Annotated in this window: 19 protein-coding genes; 9 read left to right on the plus strand and 10 right to left on the minus strand. The window is 60.4% G+C overall.

What is annotated here, in order from left to right; genetic code table 11:
* Nucleotides 1–13 precede the first annotated feature (13 nt).
* Both BLU24_RS05480 and yjiA read left to right on the plus strand, forming a co-directional pair.
* Complete coding sequence (locus BLU24_RS05480) at nucleotides 14–211, plus strand: YbdD/YjiX family protein (protein WP_003228401.1); 198 nt, start codon at nucleotides 14–16, stop codon at nucleotides 209–211.
* Between the two features lie 152 nt (nucleotides 212–363).
* Complete coding sequence (gene yjiA, locus BLU24_RS05485) at nucleotides 364–1,335, plus strand: GTPase (protein WP_093098164.1); 972 nt, start codon at nucleotides 364–366, stop codon at nucleotides 1,333–1,335.
* A 98-nt stretch (nucleotides 1,336–1,433) separates the two neighbouring features.
* On the opposite strand, the gene BLU24_RS05490 is transcribed toward yjiA, so the two are convergent.
* The 5 genes from BLU24_RS05490 to morA form a co-directional block, all read right to left on the minus strand.
* Nucleotides 1,434–2,144: a GntR family transcriptional regulator gene (locus BLU24_RS05490; RefSeq protein WP_093098167.1), complete on the minus strand. Its 711-nt coding sequence runs from the start codon at nucleotides 2,142–2,144 to the stop codon at nucleotides 1,434–1,436.
* Between the two features lie 22 nt (nucleotides 2,145–2,166).
* Entirely contained in the window at nucleotides 2,167–2,871 is a 705-nt protein-coding gene (locus tag BLU24_RS05495) for a FadR/GntR family transcriptional regulator (protein ID WP_090286478.1), read from the minus strand.
* A 48-nt stretch (nucleotides 2,872–2,919) separates the two neighbouring features.
* The gene (locus tag BLU24_RS05500) at nucleotides 2,920–4,233 is read right to left on the minus strand and encodes a C4-dicarboxylate transporter DctA (protein ID WP_093098169.1); all 1,314 of its coding nucleotides are present in this window, start codon (nucleotides 4,231–4,233) and stop codon (nucleotides 2,920–2,922) included.
* A 277-nt stretch (nucleotides 4,234–4,510) separates the two neighbouring features.
* Nucleotides 4,511–5,764, minus strand: a complete 1,254-nt coding sequence (gene glyA / locus BLU24_RS05505) for a serine hydroxymethyltransferase (protein ID WP_090286474.1) — start codon at nucleotides 5,762–5,764, stop codon at nucleotides 4,511–4,513.
* A 241-nt stretch (nucleotides 5,765–6,005) separates the two neighbouring features.
* Nucleotides 6,006–9,854 carry a cyclic di-GMP receptor MorA gene (gene morA, locus BLU24_RS05510; RefSeq protein ID WP_093098171.1) on the minus strand — a complete coding sequence of 1,283 codons (3,849 nt, stop codon included), beginning with the start codon at nucleotides 9,852–9,854 and terminating at the stop codon, nucleotides 6,006–6,008.
* A gap of 286 nt (nucleotides 9,855–10,140) precedes the next feature.
* Between morA and ettA the strand changes: the two genes are divergently transcribed.
* A complete protein-coding gene (gene ettA, locus BLU24_RS05515) occupies nucleotides 10,141–11,805 on the plus strand; it encodes an energy-dependent translational throttle protein EttA (protein ID WP_093098173.1) in 1,665 nt (554 codons plus the stop codon).
* Between the two features lie 373 nt (nucleotides 11,806–12,178).
* Nucleotides 12,179–13,516, plus strand: a complete 1,338-nt coding sequence (gene gdhA, locus BLU24_RS05520) for an NADP-specific glutamate dehydrogenase (protein ID WP_093098175.1) — start codon at nucleotides 12,179–12,181, stop codon at nucleotides 13,514–13,516.
* Here gdhA and BLU24_RS05525 read toward each other — a convergent pair.
* From BLU24_RS05525 to BLU24_RS05540, 4 genes are all read right to left on the minus strand, one after another.
* Nucleotides 13,513–14,007 carry a GreA/GreB family elongation factor gene (locus BLU24_RS05525; RefSeq protein WP_093098177.1) on the minus strand — a complete coding sequence of 165 codons (495 nt, stop codon included), beginning with the start codon at nucleotides 14,005–14,007 and terminating at the stop codon, nucleotides 13,513–13,515. The genes gdhA and BLU24_RS05525 overlap by 4 nt on opposite strands.
* 69 nt (nucleotides 14,008–14,076) lie before the next feature.
* Entirely contained in the window at nucleotides 14,077–14,433 is a 357-nt protein-coding gene (locus tag BLU24_RS05530; protein WP_093098179.1) for a hypothetical protein, read from the minus strand.
* Between the two features lie 213 nt (nucleotides 14,434–14,646).
* A complete protein-coding gene (locus BLU24_RS05535) occupies nucleotides 14,647–16,500 on the minus strand; it encodes an Lnb N-terminal periplasmic domain-containing protein (protein WP_093098181.1) in 1,854 nt (617 codons plus the stop codon).
* A gap of 96 nt (nucleotides 16,501–16,596) precedes the next feature.
* Nucleotides 16,597–17,085 carry a DUF3015 domain-containing protein gene (locus BLU24_RS05540; protein ID WP_007909797.1) on the minus strand — a complete coding sequence of 163 codons (489 nt, stop codon included), beginning with the start codon at nucleotides 17,083–17,085 and terminating at the stop codon, nucleotides 16,597–16,599.
* A 300-nt stretch (nucleotides 17,086–17,385) separates the two neighbouring features.
* On the opposite strand from BLU24_RS05540, the gene BLU24_RS05545 reads away from it, so the two are divergent.
* A complete protein-coding gene (locus tag BLU24_RS05545) occupies nucleotides 17,386–19,824 on the plus strand; it encodes a Lon protease family protein (protein ID WP_093098183.1) in 2,439 nt (812 codons plus the stop codon).
* A gap of 323 nt (nucleotides 19,825–20,147) precedes the next feature.
* A complete protein-coding gene (locus tag BLU24_RS05550) occupies nucleotides 20,148–20,468 on the plus strand; it encodes a PA4575 family protein (RefSeq protein ID WP_090286459.1) in 321 nt (106 codons plus the stop codon).
* On the opposite strand, the gene BLU24_RS05555 is transcribed toward BLU24_RS05550, so the two are convergent.
* Nucleotides 20,465–22,294 carry a hypothetical protein gene (locus tag BLU24_RS05555; protein WP_093098185.1) on the minus strand — a complete coding sequence of 610 codons (1,830 nt, stop codon included), beginning with the start codon at nucleotides 22,292–22,294 and terminating at the stop codon, nucleotides 20,465–20,467. The two genes, BLU24_RS05550 and BLU24_RS05555, sit on opposite strands and share 4 nt — an antisense overlap.
* A 161-nt stretch (nucleotides 22,295–22,455) precedes the next feature.
* On the opposite strand from BLU24_RS05555, the gene BLU24_RS05560 reads away from it, so the two are divergent.
* From BLU24_RS05560 to BLU24_RS05570, 3 genes are all read left to right on the plus strand, one after another.
* The gene (locus BLU24_RS05560; protein WP_090286455.1) at nucleotides 22,456–22,944 is read left to right on the plus strand and encodes a TIGR00645 family protein; all 489 of its coding nucleotides are present in this window, start codon (nucleotides 22,456–22,458) and stop codon (nucleotides 22,942–22,944) included.
* A gap of 134 nt (nucleotides 22,945–23,078) precedes the next feature.
* Nucleotides 23,079–23,384, plus strand: coding sequence for a DUF6482 family protein (locus BLU24_RS05565; protein ID WP_090286453.1), 306 nt, complete (start codon nucleotides 23,079–23,081; stop codon nucleotides 23,382–23,384).
* A 122-nt stretch (nucleotides 23,385–23,506) separates the two neighbouring features.
* Nucleotides 23,507–24,124, plus strand: a complete 618-nt coding sequence (locus BLU24_RS05570) for an FKBP-type peptidyl-prolyl cis-trans isomerase (RefSeq protein WP_093098187.1) — start codon at nucleotides 23,507–23,509, stop codon at nucleotides 24,122–24,124.
* Nucleotides 24,125–24,231 lie beyond the last annotated feature (107 nt).

Raw genomic sequence — 24,231 nt, forward strand, 5'->3', positions numbered from 1 at the left:
AGAGGATTGCAGCATGTTCAATGACCTGAGTCGCCTCGGTAAATACCTCGGTCAGGCCGCACGCCTGATGGTCGGCATGCCCGACTACGACACCTACGTCGAGCATATGCAAACCAAACACCCGGACAAACCGGTGATGAGCTACGAGATGTTCTTTCGTGAACGTCAGGAGGCTCGCTACGGTGGCAAGGGTGGGCCGAAGTGCTGTTGAGCTGACAGCATCAGGTTGAGGTAATCCCCCTGTGGGAGCTGGCCTGCCAGCGATGGCGGAGTGTCAGTCGACGGAAATTTCGACTGACACACCCTCATCGCCAGCAGGCTGGCTCCCACATTTGTTTTGTGTTCTTTTCAGGAGATCGAGTTTTGTCCTCTCCCATCCCGGTCACGGTACTCAGCGGTTTCCTCGGCGCCGGCAAGACCACTTTGCTGCGCCATTTATTGAAAGCCGAGCACGGCCTGAAAATCGCCGTGATCGAAAACGAATTCAGCGACGCCGGCATCGACAGCCAATTGCTCGGCGACGAGCCAGTGCAAGTCATGACCCTGGCCAACGGCTGCGTCTGCTGCACCATTCACACCGACCTGACCAAGGCGCTGTATTTGCTGCTCGAACGGCTGGACGGCGGCGAGATCGCCTTTGATCGTCTGGTGATCGAATGCACAGGCCTTGCCGATCCAGCGCCGGTGGCCCAGACCTTTTTCATCGACGAAGAACTGCGTGAGCGTTATCTGCTCGACGGCATCATTACCCTGGTCGATGCCGCGCATGCCGACGTGCATCTGAGCCAGACCATCGCCCAGGCGCAGATCGGTTTCGCCGACCGCCTGTTGGTGAGCAAGACCGATCTTGTTGACCATGCCACTTTCACCGCGTTGAGCGAGCGGCTGACGCGGATCAACCGCCGTGCGCCGATCCGTGTGGTCGAGCACGGCAACATCAATCTGGCGGAACTGCTGGATGTGCGCGGCTTTAACCTGAATGCCGATCCTGGCGGCGGCTTGAGCCTGCGTCCGGTGGGCCAGGCGCCGTCGATCGATCGGATTTCCAGCCTGGTGCTACGCACCGATCAGGCGCTGGATATCGATCAGCTCAGCGAGTTCATGAACGAACTGCTGGAGGAGCATGGCAAGCAATTGCTGCGTTACAAAGGTGTGTTGAGCATTGCCGGGGAGGATCGGCGGCTGGTGTTTCAGGGCGTGCTGAAACTTTACGGTTTCGACTGGGACACCGAATGGGCCGAGGGCGAGAAACGTGAAAGTGTGATGGTATTTATTGCCGATGATTTGCCGGAAGAGAAGATTCGGGCGGGGTTTGCCAGAGTGGCGGCCGGCTGACGGATTTTCTGAGCCTGTGATGCAGCTATCGCGAGCAGGCTCACTCCTACATTTGAAACGCGTTCCCCTGTAGGAGTGAGCCTGCTCGCAATGGCCATCTAACCAACAATATATTGTCCAAGGTCTGACCCCAGCAGTGTCTGCTCAAGCTGATCCAGATGCTGATTCATCAACATCATGGCTTCAGCGACTCTCCCGGATTCCACCGCTTCAACCAAGGCCAGATGTTCCTGCCATGCGCAACAGCGGTGCGAAGAACCCTCGCTCCGCGCAATCGCGAGCGACGTCAGCGGCACCAGACTGCTCAAAAAGTGCGCCAACGGTGCATTCCCGGCCATTCGTGCCAATTGCAGATGAAACTCCCCGGCCAAGCGGATCGCCGCCCCGCGTCGATCCTGCTCGACCTCCATACGCTCGCGCGCGATCAACCCGCGCAGACGTTTGACATCGTCGGCCTGTGGACGCTGGCACGCCAGCCGCACCAACGTGCCTTCAGCCAGCCGACGTGCATGCAAGGCCTGCCGGGTCTGCTCCGCATCAGGCGCAGCGATGCGTGGTCGGTGATTGGCCCGCAGTACCACGATGTGCTCATGGGAAAGCTGCGTCAGCACCCGGCGCACATCGGCCCGGCTGGCACCGAACCATTGTTTGAGGCTGTCCTCGGTAAAACGGCTGGCCGGGGTAATCCGCTGCTCCAGAATCGCCTCGAGCAGTCGCGGGTACAGATCGTCCACCGCGGCGCGCAGGCGAGTGAAGGGCAGGGGGGCGCCTGCAGAGTGAGCGTGCGGCGTTGCGGCGACACTGTTCATGGCCGGTCTCCAAAAAGAAAATTCAGTGGGGCAGGTTGTCTTCCGGGATATTCAGCTCGATGCCCATGCGCCGGCCTTCTCGCAGAATGTGCCGACGCATTTCGGCGCTGGCCTGGGCGCTGTTCTTGCTGCGGATCGCGCGGACCACCGCTTCGTTTTCTTCCAGACGCTCGGCCAGATGCTCGGGAGAATTGCGCAGCACTTCGGCGCTTTGCTTGAGCGCGTTGCTGGTCTGCTGAACGACACTTTGGAAAATCGGGTTCGAAGTCAGAGTGAACAGCTCCTCGTGGAAAGCGATGTAGGCGCTGACCCCGGCTTCGCTGTCGCCCGCTTCGAGGGCTTCGCGCATGTCCATCAGGGTCAGGCGCAACTGTCCGACTTCCTTGCTGCTGATCGATTGCGCGACGAGGCCAACAATGAACGGCTCGAGGGTGTAGCGCAGTTGCAGCACGTCTTCGAGGCTGGCGCCGGCGACGGCACTGTCGTGGTTCGGGTTGTCGCTCAGTTGCGCATCGAGCACCACCACGCCCTTGCCCGGCATCGAGCGCACCAGGCCAAGGGTTTCCAGAACGATCACGGCTTCGCGCAGGCTCGGCCGGCTGATACCCAATTGTTCGGCCAGTTCACGCTGGCCCGGCAGCATTTCACCGCAGCGCCACTGACCACGGGCCAGCGCCGCGCGGAGCTTTTCCACCACTGAGTTGACGACGGTTGAAGTTGTAATCACGTATTGGCTCCTGCGCCGTGCCTGCCTGTCAGCAGGCACGGCGATCAATCAAAATTCTTTGGCCGCCGCCTGGGCGACGGTTTTTCTCGGCTGAAAGTTATAGCCCTGTTCGCCGTTGAGCACTTTGTTCGCCCGTTGCACGTCGATGTCCTTTTCCCAGCGGGCGATGGCGACGGTGGCGACGCAGTTGCCGATCAGGTTGGTCAGCGCGCGGCCGATGCCCATGAACCAGTCCACCGCGAGCACCAGCACCAGACCGACCACCGGAATCGCCGGAATGGCGGTCAGCGTTGCCGCCAGAATCACCAGCGCCGATCCGGGAATGCCGTGGGCACCTTTGGAGGTGATCAGCGACACCAGCAAAATTGTCAGCAGGTCGGTCATCGCCAACGGTGTGCCAGTGGCGTTGGCGATGAACACGATGGCCAGGGTCAGGTAGATCGAAAAACCGTCGAGGTTGAACGAGTACCCGGTCGGAATCACCAGCCCGACGGTCGAACTGCCGATGCCCAGGTGTTCAAGCTTGCGCATGATCTGCGGCAGCACGGCGTCCGAGGAGGCGGTGCCCATGACGATCAACAGTTCTTCGCGCAGGTACTTGAGCAGCGGCCACATGCGCAGGCCGGAAGCACGCATCACCACACCAAGAATCACGCTGACAAATGCGATACAGGTCAGGTAGAACAAACCGACCAGACTGCCCAGATGCTGCAGCGAATCCAGGCCATATTTGCTGGTAGTGAAGGCGATGGCGCCGAACACGCCGATCGGTGCCAGACGCACGATCATGCCCATGATGCGGAAGATCACGTGGCTCAGTTCGTTGATCAGTCGCGAGATCCCCGACGCCGCTTCGCCGACCAGATTCAGCGCGCTGCCGAACAGCACCGAGAACAGCAGCACTTGCAGAATGTTGTTGTCGGCGAAGGCACCGATCACCGAGGTCGGGATCAGGTCCATCAGAAATTGCGTGGTGGTGTGCATGTGCTGGCCGCGCTCGGCGAGGTCGCCCATGTCGGCGCTGGATAGTTGCTCCAGATGAATATTCGCGCCGCTGCCGATGCCGGTGCTGAAGGCGAACACCAAGCCGATCACGAGGGCGATAGTGGTCAGCACTTCGAAGTAGATCACCGACTTGAGGCCGATGCGGCCGACCTTCTTCAGGTCGCCCGCGCCACTGATGCCGCTGACCACCACGCAGAACACGATCAGGCCGATAAGCATCTTGATCAGTTTGATGAAACCGTCGCCGAGCGGTTTGAGCTGGGCCGAGTATTCAGGAAGGGTCAGCCCGCAGACGATGCCGAGCATCAGTCCGAGAACCACTTGGAGGAAGATTGAACGCGAGCACCATCTGAGCATGGGAGGAATCCTGGGTCGGTGTCCTGGCTGCCGCACGCTTGGCGCATCGGATTCAGGACTTAATTATTGTGGTCTTACCGGTATGTCCAGTGCAGGCGCAGTCTAGGCGCTGGTTTTCCATGATCGCAAGCGAAAAGTGACGAATTGGCATGACCGGTCTGACCAGTTGGGCGCCGAGTCCCATTCTTGAGCGGTTCAGGCATTTGAAAAAATACGGGCGAAAAAAAACCGGCCAATCACTTGGCCGGTTTTTCGTGCTGCGGGTGTGACGTCGCGATTACGCGCCGTATACCGGCAGTTTCTTGCAGATGGCTTTGACTTTCTCACGAACGGCGTCGATCACCGCTTCGTTGTTCAGGTCTGCCAGGATGTCGCAGATCCAGCCGGCCAGCTCTTTGCACTCAGCCTCTTTGAAGCCGCGAGTGGTCACTGCCGGAGTACCGAAACGCAGACCGGAGGTGACGAACGGCGAACGTGGATCGTTAGGCACGGAGTTCTTGTTCACGGTGATGAACGCTTTGCCCAGCGCGGCGTCGGCGTCTTTACCGGAAATTTCCTGCTTGATCAGCGACAGCAGGAACAGGTGGTTTTCAGTACCGCCCGAAACCACGTCGAAACCGCGCTCGATGAATACGCTGGCCATGGCCTGAGCATTTTTCACCACTTGTTGCTGGTAGACCTTGAACTCAGGCTGCAGCGCTTCCTTGAAGCAGATCGCCTTGGCGGCGATCACGTGCTCCAGCGGGCCACCCTGGGCGCCAGGGAATACTGCGGAGTTGAGCTTCTTCTCGATGTCGGCGTTGGCGCGCGCCAGGATCAGACCGCCACGTGGGCCGCGCAGGGTCTTGTGCGTGGTGGTGGTGACGACATCAGCGAATGGCACCGGGTTCGGATAGACGCCAGCGGCGACCAGACCGGCCACGTGGGCCATGTCGACGAACAGGTAGGCACCGACTTTGTCCGCGATGGCGCGGAAGCGTGGGAAGTCGAGGATCTGCGAGTAGGCAGAGAAACCGGCCACGATCATTTTCGGCTTGTGCTCGACCGCCAGGCGCTCGACTTCGTCGTAATCGATCAGGCCGTTGGCGTCGATGCCGTACTGCACGGCGTTGTACAGCTTGCCCGAGGAGGAAACGCTGGCGCCGTGGGTCAGGTGACCACCGTGGGCCAGGCTCATGCCCAGAATGGTGTCACCGGCCGACAGCAGGGCCAGGTACACGGCAGCGTTGGCTTGCGAACCGGCGTGCGGCTGAACGTTGGCGTAATCGGCACCGAACAGTTCCTTGGCACGGTCGATGGCCAGTTGCTCGACCACGTCGACGTACTCGCAACCACCGTAGTAGCGCTTGCCCGGGTAGCCTTCGGCGTACTTGTTGGTCAGGACCGAGCCTTGAGCTTCCATCACCGCTGGGCTGGTGTAGTTTTCCGAAGCGATCAGCTCAATGTGTTCTTCCTGACGCTGAGCTTCTTGCTCCATGGCGGCAAAAAGGTCGGCGTCGTACTTGGCAATAGTCAAATCACGGCTGAACATGGCGGTCCTCAAGGATCGGGGGGCAGAAAAGGGGGGCATTCTAACCTAACGGGTTTTGGATGGCATATGAAACGGCATCATGTCGCAGACAAGTGGCGTTCATGCGTAGATAGATGGTGGTTGTGCCGGCCTCATCGCGAGCAGGCTCACTCCTACAGTATCCGAGGTGAGCTTGAAACCTGTGATCGACATCAATCCCCTGTAGGAGTGAGCCTGCTCGCGATGGCCGCACCGCAGGACTTCAGTCGAACATGAACAGCGCGTCATTGCTGAACTGCGCTTCGAACCGTCCCGCCGGCATCGGCCGGCCAAACAGATAGCCTTGCACCTCGTCGCAACCGTGCTCACGCAGGAAGTCCAGTTGCTCGTGGGTTTCCACGCCCTCGGCGATTACCGCCAGGTTCAGGCTGTGGGCCATGGCGATGATCGCCCGGGCGATTTGCGCGTCCTGTTCACCCGAGGGCAGGCCATCGACGAAGGTGCGGTCGATTTTCAGCACATCGATCGGGAACTGCTTGAGGTAGTTGAGCGATGAATAACCGGTACCGAAGTCGTCAACGGCGATGCTCAGGCCAAGGTTTTTCAGGCCGGCGAGAATCTGCATCGCCTCGCTGACTTCGCGCATCAGGATACTTTCGGTCAGTTCCAGCTCCAGACACGCCGGCGGCAGGCCGGTTTCGCGCAGGATCGTGGCGATGCGCGTGCCGAGCTGGCCGTCGGAGAACTGCCGCGCCGAGATGTTCACCGACACCTTCGGCACGCGCACCCGTTGCTGGTGCCAGGTTTTCAACTGGCGGCAGGCTTCGCTGATCACCCAGTCGCCCACATCGACCACCAGCCCGAGTTCTTCCAGCACCGGTATGAAATCCCCCGGCGGCACCAGTCCGCGACGCGGATGGCGCCAGCGCAGCAGCGCTTCGGCGCCGGTCAGGCGTTTGCCGTCGCCGCTGAACTGCGGCTGGTAATACAGGACGAATTCGTTCTGCTCCAGCGCGTGGCGCAAGTCGCTTTCCAGCTCCAGACGCTCCAGCGCACTGGCGTTCATGTCGGCCTGGTAGAACTGGAAGTTGTTCTTGCCGCGCTCCTTGGCGTGGTACATCGCCGTGTCGGCGTTCTTCATCAGCTGGCTGAGCTCGTTGCCGTCCTGCGGACTGAGGGCGATGCCGATACTCGCGGTGACAAAGAACTCGCGCCCTTCGAGCACGAACGGCCGCACCAGACTGCCAAGGATCTGCTCGGCGACGTGAATCGCCCGGTTCAGCGCCAGTTCGCGGCTGGAACGATGCTGCAACAGCAGGGTGAATTCATCGCCGCCCATGCGCGCCACGGTGTCGTCTTCACCGACGCAGGCCAGCAGGCGCGTGGCCATGTCCTTGAGCATGCGATCGCCAGCGGCGTGGCCGAGGGAGTCATTGATTGGCTTGAACCGGTCAAGATCGAGGAACATCAGCACCACCCACGACTTCTGCCGTTCAGCCGCTTGCAGCGCGGTGTGCAGGCGATCCTGAAACAGCGTGCGATTGGGCAGATGGGTCAGGGCGTCGTAGTAGGCGAGGCGGTGAATCCGCTGTTCGCTGGCCTTGCGCTCGCTGATGTCGCTGAAGAAACACACGTAACTGGCCAGATCGCCCTCGTCGTCGAGCACCGCCGTAATCCCGACCCACGCCGGGTAGTGCTCGCCGTTACGGCGTTTCATCCAGACTTCGCCTTCCCAGGTGCTGTGCTCGTGCAGTTGCTTGAGCACGTAGCGCAGGTGCGCGTCCTGCTGTTCGTCGACGGTGAGCATGTTCGGCAACTGGTCGAGCACTTCGCCCACCGCGTAGCCACTGACGCGGCTGAACGCTTCGTTGGCCTGGACGATGTAACCGGCCGGGTCGGTGATCAGGATCGCCGAGGTCGAGTGCTCGAATACCGTCGCGGCCATGCGCAGGTCTTTTTCGGCGCGGCGCTGCTGGCTGATGTCGCGGCCGACGCCGAGCACGCCTTCGAAGGCCCCATGCTCGTCCCAGACCAGCACCAGGCGCAACTCGATCGGGATCTTGCGGCCATCGGCGCGCAAGCAATCGAACAGGAACAGTTGCGTCTGCACCTGACTGCGCAGCAGGGTCAGTTGTTCGGGCTTGTCCAGGGCTTTGCTGACGCGATCCATGAGCGTGTAGATGCCGCTCAGTTGCTGCGGGTTGGCGATGGTCGATTGCCAGCCGTTCTGGAAAATCCATTCGGCGTTATATCCCAGCACCGCTTGCACCGACGGGCTCACATAGTTCAGCGAGAGCTTGCTGTCGGTGGAGAAGATCACGTCGCTGATGCTTTCGGCGAGCATCCGGTAACGCTGCTCGCTGTCGCGCAGGGATTCGCTGGCCTCGATCTGCTCGGTGATGTCCTTGGCCACGCCGATGATTCGGGTGACCTGATCGTGTTTGTCCCGCGCCAGTGCCTGTTCGCGAATGTCGAAGCGCCGCCACTTGCCGTCGCGATGACGGAAACGCAACTGGCACTGCAGCAACTGGCTGTAACCGGCGTGGCGCTGCAGCTGCCGCGAGCGATGGTAGTGGTCGGCATCTTCCGGATGCAGCAGGATTTCCCAGAAGTATTCGCCCATCTGATGCAGTTCGCTGCGGTTGTAGCCCAGCGTCTGGCCGAGGTGATGGTTGCTGAAAATCATCCGCTGGCTGACCACATCCTGCACATACAGATGGTCCGGCACGGTGCGCACCACATCCGACCAGAAACCCTCGCGCTCGAGCAGCGACAGTTCGATCAGCTTGCGGCTGGTGATGTCGTTGATGCTGAGGATCACCGCTTTGTAATCGTCTTGTTCGTTGGGCAGGCGCAGCACCATCCACAGATGTTGGTCGCGACCGTTGCCGTCCGGCAGTTTGATTTCCAGCTCCAGCTGATCCTGTTGCAGCAAAACCGCATCGAGAATTTGCTGGCCGATGACGCAGTGCTGATGCGGTTGGCCGGCGATCAGCAATTGCCAGGCGTGCTCGCAGGAATTGACGCTGAGCAGTTGCAGCGCGACCTGATTGACCTCGGTGACGCGCAATTCCTGAAGCAACTGTTGGCATTGCTGCGGCTGGTCGAGCCAGGCCTTGAGCTGGTCGCTGCTCTGGATCTGCGCCTTGGCGAACGCCTGCTTGAGGCCCGACAGATCGAGTACGCACAGCGCCACGCCGGTGCCTTCGAAGATGTCCTGATAACGGCGGCGCCCTTCATGCAACTGGCGCTGGCGCCGCCGCATGTTCAGCAGCGCGATCACCGGCAGCATGGAAAACGCCAGGCCCAGCAGGCATTTGCCGATGAACGCCGGCAACAATTCTTCGAGCACCCGCTGGCGGTCGAACAGGCCGCGCAACTGCCAGTCGCTGCTGCTCAGCGGCACGGTCAGCACGGTGTTGGCCAGGTCGTCCGGGGTCAGTACGCCGGGTTTGGTCGAAGGCTGGGCTTTGTCGCGGCTGATGATCTGATGGTTGACGCGGTTTTCTACCAGCCACAGCGGACGCAGGCCGGCTTCACCCTGTTTGGTCAGTGAATCGAAAAACGTCGGCGTCAGGCGCAGCGCCCAATAACCACGCGTGCTGCCGCTGGCCTGATGCAGCAACAGGTGCACCACTGAGCCATCGTCGGCGTTGCTGAAATAATGTGCCTGGGCGCGGCTGCGCCGGACCAGTTCGGTGAGGTAGTCGGCGTCGTCGCTGTTCGCGGCGCTGTCGCTGATGATCCGCCCGGAAGGGCTGAGCAAGGCCATGCTGCGCAGATCGGGTAGCGATTGCTGGAGCTTGCGCAGCAGCGCCTGCTGTTCGTCGGCTGATTGCGGCTGTTCGACGATCGGTAGCAGATTGAGGGCGATTTGCGCGTTCAGCGCCATGTTCAGGCTGACCTGGGCGGCGAGGTCGGCGGTGTAGTCGATGGTGTACTGGCGTTGGTTTTTCTGGGTTTCGCGCAGTTGATCGAGCAGTTGCCAGAACAGCAACGCCAGCAATAAAAGCACGAGCGTCGCCAGCGCTCCCTTCAATGTGCCGCGCAGGGACGAGCCGGGCGCCGCTGGGGTGCTGCTCACAGAAGCTGGCGGAGTGACGTTGGACAAGCTGTGATCCTGCGGATTGGCTGGACTGGCGCGACGTGCACTATAAGCCGGACGCCCAAAGGGCGGCTAGCATGCCTTGAGTCGTGGCGAAGTGCCAGCCCCTCGCGGCTGGACTGCCTGTGAGCATTCAGGTAGCTTTGCCGGTTAGACCGGGGGCGGTCCAGCCCCTACAATCAGACTTTTTCCTGCGCGCACGCATTGATCGATCAAGTGAACGACGCGCACCGGTCTGGCCAGGCATCGCCTGTGCTCCAATCATTCATCTGTCACTGACCCAAGGTTCTCCATGGCTCAATACGTCTTCACCATGCATCGGCTGGGCAAAGTTGTACCGCCGAAGCGGGAAATCCTCAAAAACATTTCGTTGTCCTTCTTCCCCGGCGCCAAGATCGGCGTGCTCGGCCTTAACGGTTCGGGTAAGTCCACGCTGCTGAAAATCATGGCCGGCGTCGACACCGAGTTCGAAGGTGAAGCGCGTCCGATGCCGGACCTGAACATCGGTTACCTGCCGCAAGAGCCGCAACTCGATCCGACCAAGACTGTGCGCGAAGTGGTCGAAGAAGCGGTGAGCGTGATCAAGGATGCGCAAGCGCGTCTGGACGAGGTCTACGCCGCTTACGCCGACCCGGATGCCGACTTCGACAAACTGGCCGCCGAGCAGGCCAAGCTTGAATCGATCCTGCAGGCCAGCGATGGTCATAACCTGGAGCGCCAACTGGAAGTCGCCGCCGATGCACTGCGTCTGCCCGCCTGGGATGCGAAAGTCGAACACCTGTCCGGTGGTGAAAAGCGTCGTGTGGCCCTGTGCCGTCTGCTGCTGTCCGCGCCGGACATGCTGCTGCTCGACGAACCGACCAACCACCTGGATGCCGATTCTGTGGCCTGGCTGGAGCATTTCCTCCACGACTTCCCGGGCACTGTGGTCGCGATCACGCACGACCGTTACTTCCTCGACAACGTCGCCGGCTGGATTCTGGAACTCGACCGCGGTGCGGGCATTCCTTACGAGGGCAACTATTCGGGTTGGCTCGAAGCCAAGTCCGATCGTCTGGCCGCTGAATCCAAACAGCAGTCGGCCCACGAAAAAGCCATGAAAGAAGAACTGGAGTGGGTGCGCAAAGGCGCGAAAGCCCGCCAGTCGAAATCCAAGGCCCGTCTGCAACGCTTCGAAGAAATGCAGTCGCAGGAATTCCAGAAGCGCAGCGAAACCAACGAGATCTACATCCCGGCCGGTCCGCGCCTGGGTGACAAGGTCATCGAATTCAAGAACGTCACCAAGGGCTACGGCGATCGCGTGCTGATCGACAACCTGTCGTTCTCGATGCCCAAAGGCGCCATCGTCGGCGTGATCGGTGGTAACGGTGCCGGTAAGTCGACCCTGTTCCGCATGCTGATGGGCAAGGAAACTCCGGACTCGGGCACCATCGAAGTCGGCGAAACCGTGCAACTGGCCTGCGTTGACCAGAGCCGCGAAGACCTGGACGGCAGCAAGACCGTGTTCCAGCAGATCTCCGACGGTTCCGACCAGATCCGCATCGGCAACTATGAGATTCCGTCGCGCACCTACGTCGGTCGCTTCAACTTCAAGGGCGGCGATCAGCAGAAGTTCGTCAAGGACCTGTCCGGTGGTGAGCGCGGTCGTCTGCACCTGGCGTTGACCCTGAAGGAGGGCGGCAACGTCCTGCTGCTCGACGAACCGTCCAACGACCTCGACGTGGAAACCCTGCGTTCGCTGGAAGAGGCGCTGCTGGACTTCCCGGGCGCTGCCATTGTGATCTCTCACGATCGCTGGTTCCTGGACCGTGTCGCCACGCACATCCTGGCGTACGAAGACGACTCGCAAGCGGTGTTCTTCGAAGGCAACTACACCGAGTACGAAGCCGATCGCAAAAAGCGCCTCGGCGAAGCGGCGGCCCAGCCACACCGGGTACGCCATAAGAAACTGGCCTGATTCGGCTGGTTGCATGACAAAGCGGAGCCTTCGGGCTCCGTTTTTTTTTCCTTGTTTTTTTTCAGCGGGACCGAGGTGGATTCATCGCTGGCAAGCCAGCTCCCACAGGGATTGTGTGATGTCCGGATTGTGTGAGCGCCGCTAAAACTGTGGGAGCTGGCTTGCCAGCGATGGCGATGTAGCTGCTGGTGCATGATCTGAATCTGTTCTCACCATTCAGGTGCAAGACTAGTCAGAAATCAGGGCTGATTTATATCCTGTGCACCATTTAATTTCATATCTGCGACATTTTGCGCTGTTCCTGTGCGCAATCGGTTTGTTACAGTCCGGCCCAATCTCCTCCAACGACAATAAATTTGCCGAGACTTTTTCCATGACCGAATCCGTCGAATCCTTTCTCGCGCGCCTGAAAAAACGCGACCCCGATCAACCAGAATTCCACCAGGCTGTCGAAGAAGTGCTGCGCAGTCTGTGGCCATTTCTCGAAGCCAACCCGCGTTACCTGACCTCGGGGATTCTCGAGCGTATCTGCGAACCGGAGCGCGCGGTGGTGTTTCGCGTGTCGTGGGTCGACGATCAGGGCAAGGTTCAGGTCAATCGCGGTTTCCGCATCCAGATGAACAGCGCCATCGGCCCGTACAAGGGCGGTCTGCGTTTTCATCCGTCGGTGAACATGGGCGTGCTGAAATTCCTCGCCTTCGAACAGACCTTCAAGAACTCGCTGACGTCGTTGCCGATGGGCGGCGGCAAGGGCGGTTCGGACTTCGATCCAAAGGGCAAAAGCGACGCCGAGGTCATGCGTTTCTGCCAGGCGTTCATGGGCGAGCTGTATCGCCACATCGGTGCTGATGTCGACGTACCGGCAGGTGACATTGGCGTGGGCGCGCGGGAGATCGGTTTCCTGTTCGGTCAGTACAAGCGCCTGAGCAATCAGTTCACCAGCGTCCTGACCGGCAAAGGCATGACGTATGGCGGCAGCCTGATTCGCCCGGAAGCCACCGGTTTCGGTTGCGTGTACTTCGCCGAGGAAATGCTCAAGCGCCGCGGGCAGGGCGTTGAAGGCAAGCGGGTGGCGATTTCCGGCTCCGGCAACGTCGCGCAATACGCCGCGCGCAAAGTGATGGATCTGGGCGGCAAGGTGATTTCCCTGTCCGATTCCGAAGGCACGCTGTTCTGCGAAGCAGGCCTGAGCGAAGAACAATGGCTGGCGCTACTGGAACTGAAGAACGTCAAACGCGGGCGCATCAGCGAACTGGCGGTTGCGTTCGGCCTGGCGTTCCGCGCCGGGCAGTTGCCATGGTCGCTGCCCTGCGATATCGCGCTGCCGTGCGCCACGCAGAACGAACTCGACGCCGAAGCGGCGCATACGCTGCTGCGCAATGGCTGTGTGTGCGTGGCCGAGGGCGCAAACATGCCGACCACGCTGGAGGCTGTGGATATTTTTATCGAGGCGGGCATTCTGTTCGCCCCGGGCAAGGCGTCCAACGCCGGTGGCGTCGCGGTGAGCGGTCTGGAAATGTCGCAGAACGCCATGCGCCTGCTGTGGACGGCCGGCGAAGTCGACAGCAAGCTGCACGCGATCATGCAATCGATCCACCACGCCTGCGTGCATTACGGCGAAGAGAACGGCCAGATCAATTATGTCAAAGGCGCGAACATCGCCGGCTTCGTCAAAGTCGCCGATGCAATGTTGGCCCAAGGCGTGGTCTAAGCCGGTTCGATGCGGATCACTTCAATGATCTGATCACCGGCGGGGCGCTGCCACAGCACCTCATCGTTGAGCCGTGCGCCCAGCAGCGCCCGGCCCAGCGGCGAGGCCCAATTGATCAGCCCCTGACTCGCGTCGGCCTGATCCTCGCCGACCAGTTGCACGCGGTGTTCGGTGTCATGCTCGTCGGCGTAGGTCACCCAGCTGCCGATCTGCACTTTGTCGGTGGACGTCGCGGCGACGGCCACTTGTGCGCTGCTCAGGCGTTGATTGAAGTAACGCAGATCCCTTTGCAGATCCGCCAGACGCTGCTTGTCGGCCTGCTCACCCTTGGCCGATTGTTCGGCATGCAGGGCTTGCAGCTCGGCGACTTTCGCCTGCAACTGCGCCAGACCTTGCGGCGTCACGTAATTGGGCTGCGTGCTGACCTGCCGCTCGACCGGCTGATCGGCTTGTGCGGCGGCGTTGTCTTCGTTGACGAATGCGCGACTCATGGTGTCCTCCTCTAAAGGATTTGGGCCATGTTCGCCGGCATTTGGTTTCACTGGATGTCTGCAAGCGACCTATTGCGAGCGATAGGCCCGCCCGATGTCCTGGTCTTTCTGTTGCTGCCAGGCGCGTTCGCGTTCGTCCCAATGTTCGTTGCGATAGTCTTCGCGGCTCTTGTTTTCCAGCATCGCCTGGCATTGGCGAAAGCCGTCGACCCAGCCTTCGGCGTATTGCTGGTCCTTGAGATAGCGCGGCACGTTCTTGCGAAACTCGCCGCTGATCGAACCAGCGGCTTGCCGGCCGCTGACGCAACCGTCATCGAAACCGTCGGCGAAGGCCGGTGGATAACCCTTGGCGATCAGATCCTCATGGGTCGACTGACAACCGCCCAGCACCAGCAACACGCCCAGCACACCCGCACACCGCCACATTGCACTCTCCCGCGCCGATACTCGGCTCATAAGGAAAGTCTAGAAGGGGATTCATGAGGCGGCTGTCGAAGGCCTGTGAAAAATCCATTGCACATCACAAAGCCCCTTGCAGGAGTGAGCCTGCTCGCGATAGCAATTCTTCAGTCAGTGCTGCTGTGACTGACATACCGCTATCGCGAGCAGGCTCACTCCTACAAGGGGATATGTTCGAAGTCAGTAGTGATACCACTTCACTTCGAGCATGACTTCGGTCTCGGGTGTAGCGAGATGGCTGAATTCACGCTGCGCACTCAAGCGCAAACCGAGGTTGCGCGACAGCTCCCACTGCTGATTGAGGCTCAGACTGCGGCGCACTTCACCGTTGAAGAAGTAATCGCCCTTGGCCTCCAGACTGAGGTTGCCCAGCGGGTTTTTCCACAACACACCGGTATTGAAACCGCCGGCCGGGGACACGAACTCGGCGAAGTCATTGTTGTGTTCCACGCGCACGGTGCCGAGTGCAAAGCCCAGCACATCCTCGCCCAACTGCCATGTACCACCGCCACCGCCGTTGACGTGGCTGACCAGAGTCTCGTCATCATGCTTGCCCGGTACCCGCTCAAGGCCACCGGTGACTTGCCATGACAATGGCTGCAGCAGTTCATTGCGCGGAGTCAGCGAGCGAATGGTTGCCAGATCCAGTTGCTGCAATTGCCATTCGTTGCCCTCGTACTGGCGCAGCTTCAGTTGCAGGATCTCGATCTGCGCGCCGAGCGGGAAACTTTCGGCGTTGTCGTTGAGGTCGTGATAGGCCATGCGCAAGCCGTACTCGCCGAACGCACGATCACCGCGCGTGCCGAGGCCGGCCTGCCAGGTACGTGACTCGTGGCCATCTTCGGGCAGACCCGGTTGCGGAATGTTCAGCTCCGGAGCCGGATTCTTGTTGATCGCCCGCAGCAGTTCGAAGCTGCGCTGCGCCCGTTGCGGATCACGTTCCTGGCCGTTGGCGCGGTAGCGCTCCAGGCGATAGGCCGCATCGACGATCAACGCCTGACGCGCGCGCGGCAGCGCCTTGAACGTCGAATCCTGCAAAACCTGTTGATCGGCGCTGACCTTGAGCACCCACTGTTGTTCGTCATCGCTCAACGGTTCGGCACGGCTGAGCAATTCGCGCTCGCGAGACGGGCGATATTCGATGTGCTCGACCAGCCCGGCCTCTTTCACCGCTTTGACGGTGTCGGTGGGGATCGCGGTCAATGGGAATTGCTCGGTCAGGCGCAGGCTCGGCCGCGCGACTTGCAGCAACTCGAGCAAGCGATAGGAGCAGTTTTCGTCGAAGAAGAAATAATCGAACTGGATCTGCTTCAGCTCCCAGACATGCTCGACCATACGCGCGGTTTCTTCCTGCGACAGGTTCAACCGGTATTCCCACAGGTCGCGGTTCTCGAGGCTGCGGTATTCGGAGAGTTTTTCCTGATACGGCACCAGCGCGAACAGCCCCGGATAGCCGCCCATCAAGCCTTTCCAGGCATAGAGAATGCTGTTGTCGGAGCCTTCGATATAGGCGCCGAAGTTGATCGCGTAGCTGAGCAGCGAAGTCTTGTCGGCCTGTACATCGGCCTGATCGATGCGCAACAGGGTGTGGCCGAACATCGACGAAGGACTGTTGAGGTAGGCGGCCGGGAAAATCATCACCGCGCTGTGCGGCGAGACGTCCTTGAACCACTTCTTGTACTCGGCGCACTCCGGCGTCGGCAGATCGTTGAGGTTGAGCTGCGCTTTCAGCCAGCGCGTGCGCGCCGGGTATACACATTGTGCGTGTTGCTCGCCGAGACTGGCCGGGGCGTACAGCGCCTGCACGGTGGCGGCCAGTTCGCTGTCCGGATGCTCGTTGCCATCGGCAGCGAGAAAGAACTTCTTGTCGCTGACATAGCTGCGCCAGCCGCCGAGCTTGGCGGTTTCGTAATGACCGAGGGAAATCCAGAAGCGGTCGTTGGCCAGTTGCTGCAAACGTTGAGGGTCGATGTGAGGCGCGGCGGACAGCGGGGCACAGACACAGAGCGCCAGCCAGGCAAGGCGTTTGAGCATAGTCGGCAACTTGAACAGGAAAGAAATAAAAGACCCAAGGAAGGGCGGGCCAAAAAAACAAAACCCGCTTCCCGAAGGAAGCGGGCGGGGTCGAGCTTAAGCCTGGGTTGCGTACTTGGCCAGACGTGGGTCCGATTTCAGTACCGCCAGGGTGTTGGTATGCACGTCTTCTGCGGTCACGTCAGCCTTGCTGAAGATCTGCTGGAAGTGCTCGTGAGTGACAGCGGCAAAGTGCGCGCGATCTTCTGGTGCCACGCCCAGTACCACAGCGTAAGTCGTCAGCGCTTCGCCGTTGCCTTTGGCCATGTCTTCGGACAGCTCGTTCATCATGCCATTCATGGCGAACCAGGATTTGCCGCCGTAGGTCAGCGACGCGTTGGTCGAGCAACCGTTGGTACCGGAGGTCATACCGAAAGTAGCGTTACCGGAAGTGCCGTTGGTGGTGGAAGCGAGGAAGTGAGCCGGGGTGCCACGCTGACCTTCGAACAGCATGTTGCCCCAACCGCAATCCGGGCCGCCTGGAGCTTGCGCCATTGCGTTGATGGATACAGCGGTGAAGAGAGTACCGAGAAGAATCCGTTTCATAGCTTTTTTCTCTTTATGTGCATACCAATGGACAGGGTTCTGACTTTCCGGTGCTGCGTGAAACAGAGCCGAATATAGCCAGTGGGCCAGTATTAGTTCCAGCCGCGCAGTTTGGAGTTTAGGCACGTTCCGAGGGTTCCGTGGTTTTTTACAAAATATTTGGAATAAACCCCGGTTTTACGGGACGCGCCGCCGGGCTGGTCGGTTGTCTATGCTTTGTCATGTGGCGCGCCTTGCCAGTGGGGCACGGGCAGCGCCAGAATGCCGCTATCTGCCCCGCCCGATTGTTAAGGAAGCCCGATGCCTGATCCTGTTGCTGCCAGCTTGCGTCTCGCGCCCGAAGCGCTGACCCGTCCGTTTTCCGCTGAACAGTTCAGCTTCACTACCACCAATGATCTGGAGCCCTTTCGCGGTGTGCTCGGCCAGGAACGCGCGGTCGAAGCCTTGCAGTTCGGTGTGGCCATGCCACGCCCCGGTTACAACGTATTCGTCATGGGCGAGCCCGGGACCGGCCGCTTCTCGTTCGTCAAACGCTACCTGAAAGCCGAAGGCAAACGCCTGCAGACCCCGGCGGACTGGGTCTACGTCAACAATTTCGACGAGCCGCGCGAGCCGCGTGCGCTGGAATTGCCATCGGGTACTGCCGGCGCGTTCATCGGTGACATCAACGGCTTGATCGACAACCTGCTGGCGACTTTTCCGGCCGTGTTCGAACACCCCTCCTACCAGCAAAAGAAAAGCGCCATCGACCGCGCCTTCAACCAGCGCTACGACAAGGCCCTCGACATCATCGAGCGCCTGGCCCTGGAAAAAGACGTCGCGCTGTATCGCGACAGCAGCAACATCGCCTTCACCCCCATGCTCGACGGCAAGGCGCTGGACGAAGCCGAATTCGCCCAGTTGCCGGAAGCCGAGCGCGAGCGCTTCCACGATGATATTTCCGGGCTCGAGGAGCGTCTGAACGAAGAACTCGCCAGCCTGCCGCAGTGGAAGCGCGAATCGAACAATCAACTGCGCCAGCTCAACGAAGAAACCATCACCCTGGCCTTGCAGCCGTTGCTGGCGCCGTTGTCGGAGAAGTACGCCGAGAACGCCGCGGTCTGCGGTTATCTGCAAGCGATGCAGGTGTATTTGTTGAAAACCGTGGTCGAGCAACTGGTCGACGACAGCAAGACCGACGCCGTCGCGCGAAAACTGCTCGAAGAGCAATATGCGCCGAGCCTGGTAGTCGGCCATCCGGCCAGCGGCGGTGCGCCAGTGGTTTTCGAGCCACACCCGACTTATGAAAACCTGTTCGGTCGTATCGAATACACCACCGATCAGGGCGCGCTGTACACCACTTATCGGCAGTTGCGCCCGGGCGCTTTGCACCGCGCCAACGGCGGTTTTCTGATTCTCGAAGCGGAAAAAATGCTTAGCGAGCCGTTCGTGTGGGATGCGCTCAAGCGCGCGCTGCAATCGCGCAAACTGAAAATGGAATCGCCGCTGGGCGAGATGGGCCGTTTCGCCACGGTGACCCTGAACCCGCAGCATATTCCGCTGCAGGTCAAAGTCATCATCATTGGCGCGCGGCAGCTGTACTACACGCTGCAGGACCTCGATCCGGACTTCCAGGAAATGTTCCGCGTGCTGGTCGACTTCGACGAAGACATCCCGATGGTCGACGAGAGCCTGGAGCAGTTCGCCCAGTTGCTGAAGACCCGCACTTCGGAAGAAGGCATGGCGCCGCTCACCGCCGATGCGGTGGCACGTCTGGCGACCTACAGTGCGCGGCTGGCCGAACACCAGGGGCGCTTGTCGGCGCGCATCGGCGATCTGTTTCAACTGGTCAGCGAGGCGGACTTCATCCGTCATCTGGCCGGCGATGAAATGACCGATGCCGGGCACATCGAGCGAGCCCTGAAAGCCAAGGCCACCCGCACCGGCCGGGTATCGGCGCGGATTCTCGACGACATGCTCGCCGGGATCATCCTGATCGACACCGATGGCGCGGCGGTCGGCAAGTGCAACGGGCTGACCGTGCTTGAAGTCGGCGACTCGGCGTTCGGCGTGCCGGCGCGGATTTCTGCCACGGTGTACCCGGGCGGCAGCGGCATTGTCGACATCGAGCGTGAGGTCAATCTCGGTCAGCCGATCCACTCCAAGGGCGTGATGATTCTCACCGGCTATCTGGGCAGCCGTTACGCGCAGGAATTCCCGCTGGCGATTTCCGCGAGCATCGCGCTGGAGCAATCCTACGGTTACGTCGATGGCGACAGTGCGTCGCTGGGCGAAGCCTGCACGCTGATTTCGGCGCTGTCGAAAACCCCGCTCAAGCAGTGCTTTGCGATCACCGGTTCGATCAACCAGTTCGGTGAAGTGCAGGCGGTCGGCGGGGTCAACGAGAAGATCGAAGGCTTCTTCCGCCTCTGCGAAGCGCGCGGACTGACCGGCGAGCAGGGCGCGATCATTCCGCAGGCCAACGTCGCCACGCTGATGCTCGACGAAAAAGTCCTCGCGGCGGTGCGAGCCGGACAGTTCCACGTTTACGCGGTGCGCCAGGCGGACGAAGCGTTGAGTCTGCTGGTCGGCGAACCGGCGGGTGAGCCGAATGAGGATGGGCAATTCCCGGAAGGCAGCATCAACGCACGAGTGGTGGAGCGTCTGCGTGATATTGCCGAGATGATCAGCGAAGAGGATCTCAAAGAAGCCGAGAAGGAACTGGCGCAGGAGGCACTGGCCGAAGCCAAACCCGCTTAAGCCAAGCGCGGTCAAACTGTAGGAGTGAGCCTGCTCGCGATGGCGCAGTGTCAGTCGGCAAAGATGTTGCCTGACCCGCCGCCATCGCGAGCAGGCTCACTCCTACATTTGTTTCCAGGATTAGGATTTGCAGCGATCTTCGGCAAATGTGTCACGACTCTGACGTCAATATTCACACAATGACCATTCGGCGCCTTCTGGTTCCATTCGGCTTGCGAAGGACACTTTTCTTCTATTCTCAGGTCAAGGATATCGACAGTATCACTGGATCGAGCCAGTCCTCCTGTGGGGGCTGAATACCGGCTTTATCGAGGGTCGCCGCCATGTCGCGCAACCTCTGCCTTACCCGTCAATGCCTGGGTCTCGTGACCCGGATCGAATGCGCCGTCAAGCCGCTGGCCGGCGATAACGGCATGTGGACATTGCTCTTCGCCGCCGGCATGGCGGGCGAACAACCTTCTGCGATCAAGGCCCAAGGCCCGTTTCACGGCCCGGTGGCGGCCGAGTCGATACTCGACACGATCGTCGAAAGCCTGACCTTGCATGGTTATGAACTGGCCGACGATCCGCAGATATGGAGTCTGCATTTGCAGGCCCAGCTGCGCCAGATCAACGGCGGTCGTGGGCGCAGCCTCAACAGCTAAGGCGCGGTTGGTGGCAATGGCGCCTTGTCGAGCTTGACCTCGAAACCGTATTGCACGGTGCTGAGGTCGGTTCGCTGATAGGTCTCCACGTGCGTCGGACGACCATAGAAATAATGCACGCCGAACAGCGCCGGGCCCTCTGCACTGGCGTCATGGCTGACCGAGAGAATCTGCTTCAGGTAATGACCGCTGTCGTCCTTGGCGAAGAAACGCCATTCGTTGGGCGAGAACAGTTTCAGGTCGACCACCAGTGTGTTGTCCTTGATCTCCAGGCCCTTGGGCAAGGACCTGGCGTCGTACGTCTGCTTGTTCACCGTGGCGAGAAACAGCGGCATCGAGCCGACCGCAATCGCCGGTGTCTCCGGGAACAGATTGAGGTCGTAGGTGATGGTCGCTTGTAACGGGTCCACCTGATACGCCTCGGGCGGCAGTTCGATCGGTTCGTCGAGCTTGCCGCCACGCTTCTCGGTAAAGAAGGTCACCGGGCTGACGCCGGGATTAAGTTCGTCACCGAGCATTTCATCATTGAAGGTGCGGCGGTGCGAGAACTCGATGCGCGCGGCACTCGGCTCCTCCACCGATTGATGAATGCGCACGCCGGCCTTCAGTTGCTCCTCGGTCAGCGTTGCGCCTTTGAGCCAGTTGGCGGCCAGATCGTCGTAAACCACCACCGGCAGGTCCAGCGGCTGCACGGCTTTGGCCGTGGTATGCGGGTTGAAGGTGCGAACCGGCAGGTTCAGGTCTTTGCGCGTGACCGTCGCCGAGGAAAAGTCCAGCACGCTGACTTCCAGCGTTTCGATCGGGCCGTGGAAATACACCTTGTTGTAGCGACGCGGATGCTCCTTCTCGAACGCTTGCTGGTCGTCGCTGAGCTGTTTTTCCAGGCTGTCGCTCCAGGTCTTCTGCTGCTGCAATTGCGCCAGTTGTTTTTGGTAAAACGCCACCTGTTCCGGGCTTTCATTGATCGAGCCTGCGCGCACCAGGTATTGCCCACTGGCGTCGCGGGCCTGGACGATCAGCGGATTGAGGCGAGTCTCGGCCACTTCTGCGGCCAGCGGCAGGCTGTTGCTGACTTCGACCTCGGCGTAGTTGTTTTCAAGCTTCAGCAATTTGACGCTGAGGTTGTCGTTGCTGCGGGTCTGGCCGACGTCTTTCTGCGTCAGGTCGAAACTGTACAGGCGCCGCGGCGCGATGACTTCGACCTCGCCTTGCAGGCTGACCGGTTGCGGCAGGGTTTTCTTGTCGACGTTCAAGCCGTCGATGAACGGGTAGGTCACGGTCAGGTCGTCGGGGTTGGTGACGTTGGAGCTGGACGGGCTGAGCTGGATGCCGGGATCGGTTTCCGACCATTCCGGCTGCCAGGCGATCACGCGTTGGTTGCTCAGTGTCACCGAACGCCATTCGATGGCATGCGGGAACAGGAAACCGCCGGGGATGTTCAGGTTGAAGGGGAACACCGGCTGCAGGTCGGTGAGGTAATCGGAGCTGGCATCCTTGTGCAGCACGAACAGGCCGTTGATGAAGGTATCGACCAGAGCCTGCGGGGCAGGGTAGTGCTTGAGCATGGCGAGCGCGTCTTCGCCGTACTCGGTATGCGCTGCGAGGTCGTCGAGCTTGAGGCGGGCGCGATCGAGCAACAGCAGCGAGCCGCCGAGTTCAGTGATGGCGTCCTTGAGTTTCGGATCGCTGATTGCGTCCAGGGACTGTTCGAAGGTGGCGGTCTTTTCGTCAAGGTTGACGACGCGTTTTTCATCGCCGGGCGAGCAACCGCTGATCAGCAAGGCAAGGCAAATTCCGGCGGTCGTTAGCGGCAATCGCACATCCATTTCCACGCGTCCTGTCTACGGTCACTGGGCTGTCAATGCTTTGGACACTAGCAGAAAACAAATGACACACACACGCAGGTCGCGGATTTTCGGACAGTTTCTGGCTGTCACAGGTGGCTGCTATACTCGCCGCCATTTCCAGCCCCCTTGTGTGAGATTCAATGGAACGCTTTATCGAAAATGCAATGTACGCCACGCGCTGGCTGCTGGCGCCGATCTACATCGGCCTGTCCCTTGGCTTGCTGGCGCTGGCATTGAAGTTTTTCCAGGAAATCGTGCATATCCTGCCCAACGTCTTCGCCATGGCCGAGTCGGAACTGATTCTGGTGCTGCTGTCGCTGATCGACATGGCGCTGGTCGGCGGTCTGCTGGTGATGGTGATGATTTCCGGTTACGAGAATTTCGTCTCGCAGCTGGACATCGACGAAGGCAAGGAAAAGCTCAGCTGGCTCGGCACCATGGACTCGTCATCGCTGAAGATGAAAGTCGCAGCGTCGATCGTGGCGATCTCCTCGATCCATCTGCTGCGCATCTTCATGGATGCCAAGAACGTCGATCCCGAGCACCTGATGTGGTACGTGATCATTCACATGACCTTTGTGATCTCGGCGTTCGCCATGGGTTACCTGGACAAGGTCACCAAGCACTGATCAACCGTTGATCAAGGTAAAAAAAAGCCGCCCGTCTGTTGTGAAACAGACGGGCGGCTTCGCTTGTACCTTGTGCTTTGTTCTGTACAAGCCTATCCCTGTAGATTCTGGCTCGCCACTGCTTGAGGTGTTCGATGAACCTGCAAGAGCTGAACGCGTTCGCTATCGCCGGCAAGGTCGATGAGTTGAATCTGATTTCAATGGAGGGCGGGATCTATCTGCTGGAAGCGCGCATGCATGGGGCGGCGCATCCGTTGCATGATCCTCTGGGTAAAACCCTGACTCTTCGTTCCGTCGAGCATGCACGGGACATGCTGCATGCCTTTCCGGTGCTGCCGTTCAATCTGGTGCACACCTCGGTGCATGATGAAATGTGTGGTTTGGGCGGTGGCATCAATGAAAGTCTGAAAGTGCCGCTTGCCTGGCGCTCCGCCCTGTAGGCCCGGCGCCCCACGTTCGGGGCATCTGTGCTAGTCTGCTCGCCCTTTTGGTTCCGGGCGCGCCGGGACGCGCTGTGCTCGCACGGCACGTCTTGTGGCCGTCCGCATAGCGGAGCAGTGTCATGTCCGAAGTAAATCTGTCCACCGACGAAACCCGCGTCAGCTACGGCATTGGCCGTCAGCTGGGTGACCAGCTGCGCGACAACCCGCCACCGGGCGTCAGCCTGGACGCGATTCTGGCTGGCCTGACCGACGCCTTCGCCGGCAAGGAAAGCCGTGTGGGTCAGGAAGAGATGTCCGCCAGCTTCAAGGTGATCCGCGAAATCATGCAAGCTGAAGCGGCTGCCAAGGCTGAAGCTGCCGCTGGTGAAGGCCTGGCTTTCCTGGCGGAAAACGCCAAGCGTGACGGCATCACCACGCTGGCTTCCGGCCTGCAGTTCGAAGTGCTGACCCAAGGCGACGGCGCCAAGCCGACCCGTGAAGACCAGGTGCGCACGCACTACCACGGCACGCTGATCGACGGCACTGTGTTCGACAGCTCCTACGAGCGCGGCCAGCCTGCAGAATTCCCGGTCGGCGGCGTGATTGCCGGCTGGACCGAAGCGCTGCAACTGATGAATGCCGGCAGCAAATGGCGCCTGTACGTGCCAAGCGAACTGGCTTACGGCGCTCAAGGCGTTGGCAGCATCCCGCCGCACAGCGTTCTGGTGTTCGACGTCGAGTTGCTGGACGTTCTGTAATTCCGGGCCTGCCTTCGCGGCAGGCTTACTAATGTAGGAGTGAGCCTGCTCGCGATTGCGTCCTGTCAGTAGTTGATTGGCTATCTGACACACCGCTATCGCGAGCA

Source organism: Pseudomonas sp. Z003-0.4C(8344-21) (assembly GCF_900104975.1).
Lineage (GTDB): Bacteria > Pseudomonadota > Gammaproteobacteria > Pseudomonadales > Pseudomonadaceae > Aquipseudomonas > Aquipseudomonas granadensis.

Excerpts from the sequence above, each read along its gene's own strand:
- BLU24_RS05480 (WP_003228401.1), top strand. The coding sequence starts at position 14 with ATGTTCAATGACCTGAGTCGCCTCGGTAAATACCTCGGTCAGGCCGCA.
- BLU24_RS05490 (WP_093098167.1), bottom strand. The coding sequence starts at position 2,144 with ATGAACAGTGTCGCCGCAACGCCGCACGCTCACTCTGCAGGCGCCCCC.
- BLU24_RS05500 (WP_093098169.1), bottom strand. The coding sequence starts at position 4,233 with ATGCTCAGATGGTGCTCGCGTTCAATCTTCCTCCAAGTGGTTCTCGGA.
- glyA (WP_090286474.1), bottom strand. The coding sequence starts at position 5,764 with ATGTTCAGCCGTGATTTGACTATTGCCAAGTACGACGCCGACCTTTTT.
- ettA (WP_093098173.1), top strand. The coding sequence starts at position 10,141 with ATGGCTCAATACGTCTTCACCATGCATCGGCTGGGCAAAGTTGTACCG.
- gdhA (WP_093098175.1), top strand. The coding sequence starts at position 12,179 with ATGACCGAATCCGTCGAATCCTTTCTCGCGCGCCTGAAAAAACGCGAC.
- BLU24_RS05525 (WP_093098177.1), bottom strand. The coding sequence starts at position 14,007 with ATGAGTCGCGCATTCGTCAACGAAGACAACGCCGCCGCACAAGCCGAT.
- BLU24_RS05530 (WP_093098179.1), bottom strand. The coding sequence starts at position 14,433 with ATGTGGCGGTGTGCGGGTGTGCTGGGCGTGTTGCTGGTGCTGGGCGGT.
- BLU24_RS05535 (WP_093098181.1), bottom strand. The coding sequence starts at position 16,500 with ATGCTCAAACGCCTTGCCTGGCTGGCGCTCTGTGTCTGTGCCCCGCTG.
- BLU24_RS05540 (WP_007909797.1), bottom strand. The coding sequence starts at position 17,085 with ATGAAACGGATTCTTCTCGGTACTCTCTTCACCGCTGTATCCATCAAC.
- BLU24_RS05545 (WP_093098183.1), top strand. The coding sequence starts at position 17,386 with ATGCCTGATCCTGTTGCTGCCAGCTTGCGTCTCGCGCCCGAAGCGCTG.
- BLU24_RS05550 (WP_090286459.1), top strand. The coding sequence starts at position 20,148 with ATGTCGCGCAACCTCTGCCTTACCCGTCAATGCCTGGGTCTCGTGACC.
- BLU24_RS05555 (WP_093098185.1), bottom strand. The coding sequence starts at position 22,294 with ATGGATGTGCGATTGCCGCTAACGACCGCCGGAATTTGCCTTGCCTTG.
- BLU24_RS05560 (WP_090286455.1), top strand. The coding sequence starts at position 22,456 with ATGGAACGCTTTATCGAAAATGCAATGTACGCCACGCGCTGGCTGCTG.
- BLU24_RS05565 (WP_090286453.1), top strand. The coding sequence starts at position 23,079 with ATGAACCTGCAAGAGCTGAACGCGTTCGCTATCGCCGGCAAGGTCGAT.
- BLU24_RS05570 (WP_093098187.1), top strand. The coding sequence starts at position 23,507 with ATGTCCGAAGTAAATCTGTCCACCGACGAAACCCGCGTCAGCTACGGC.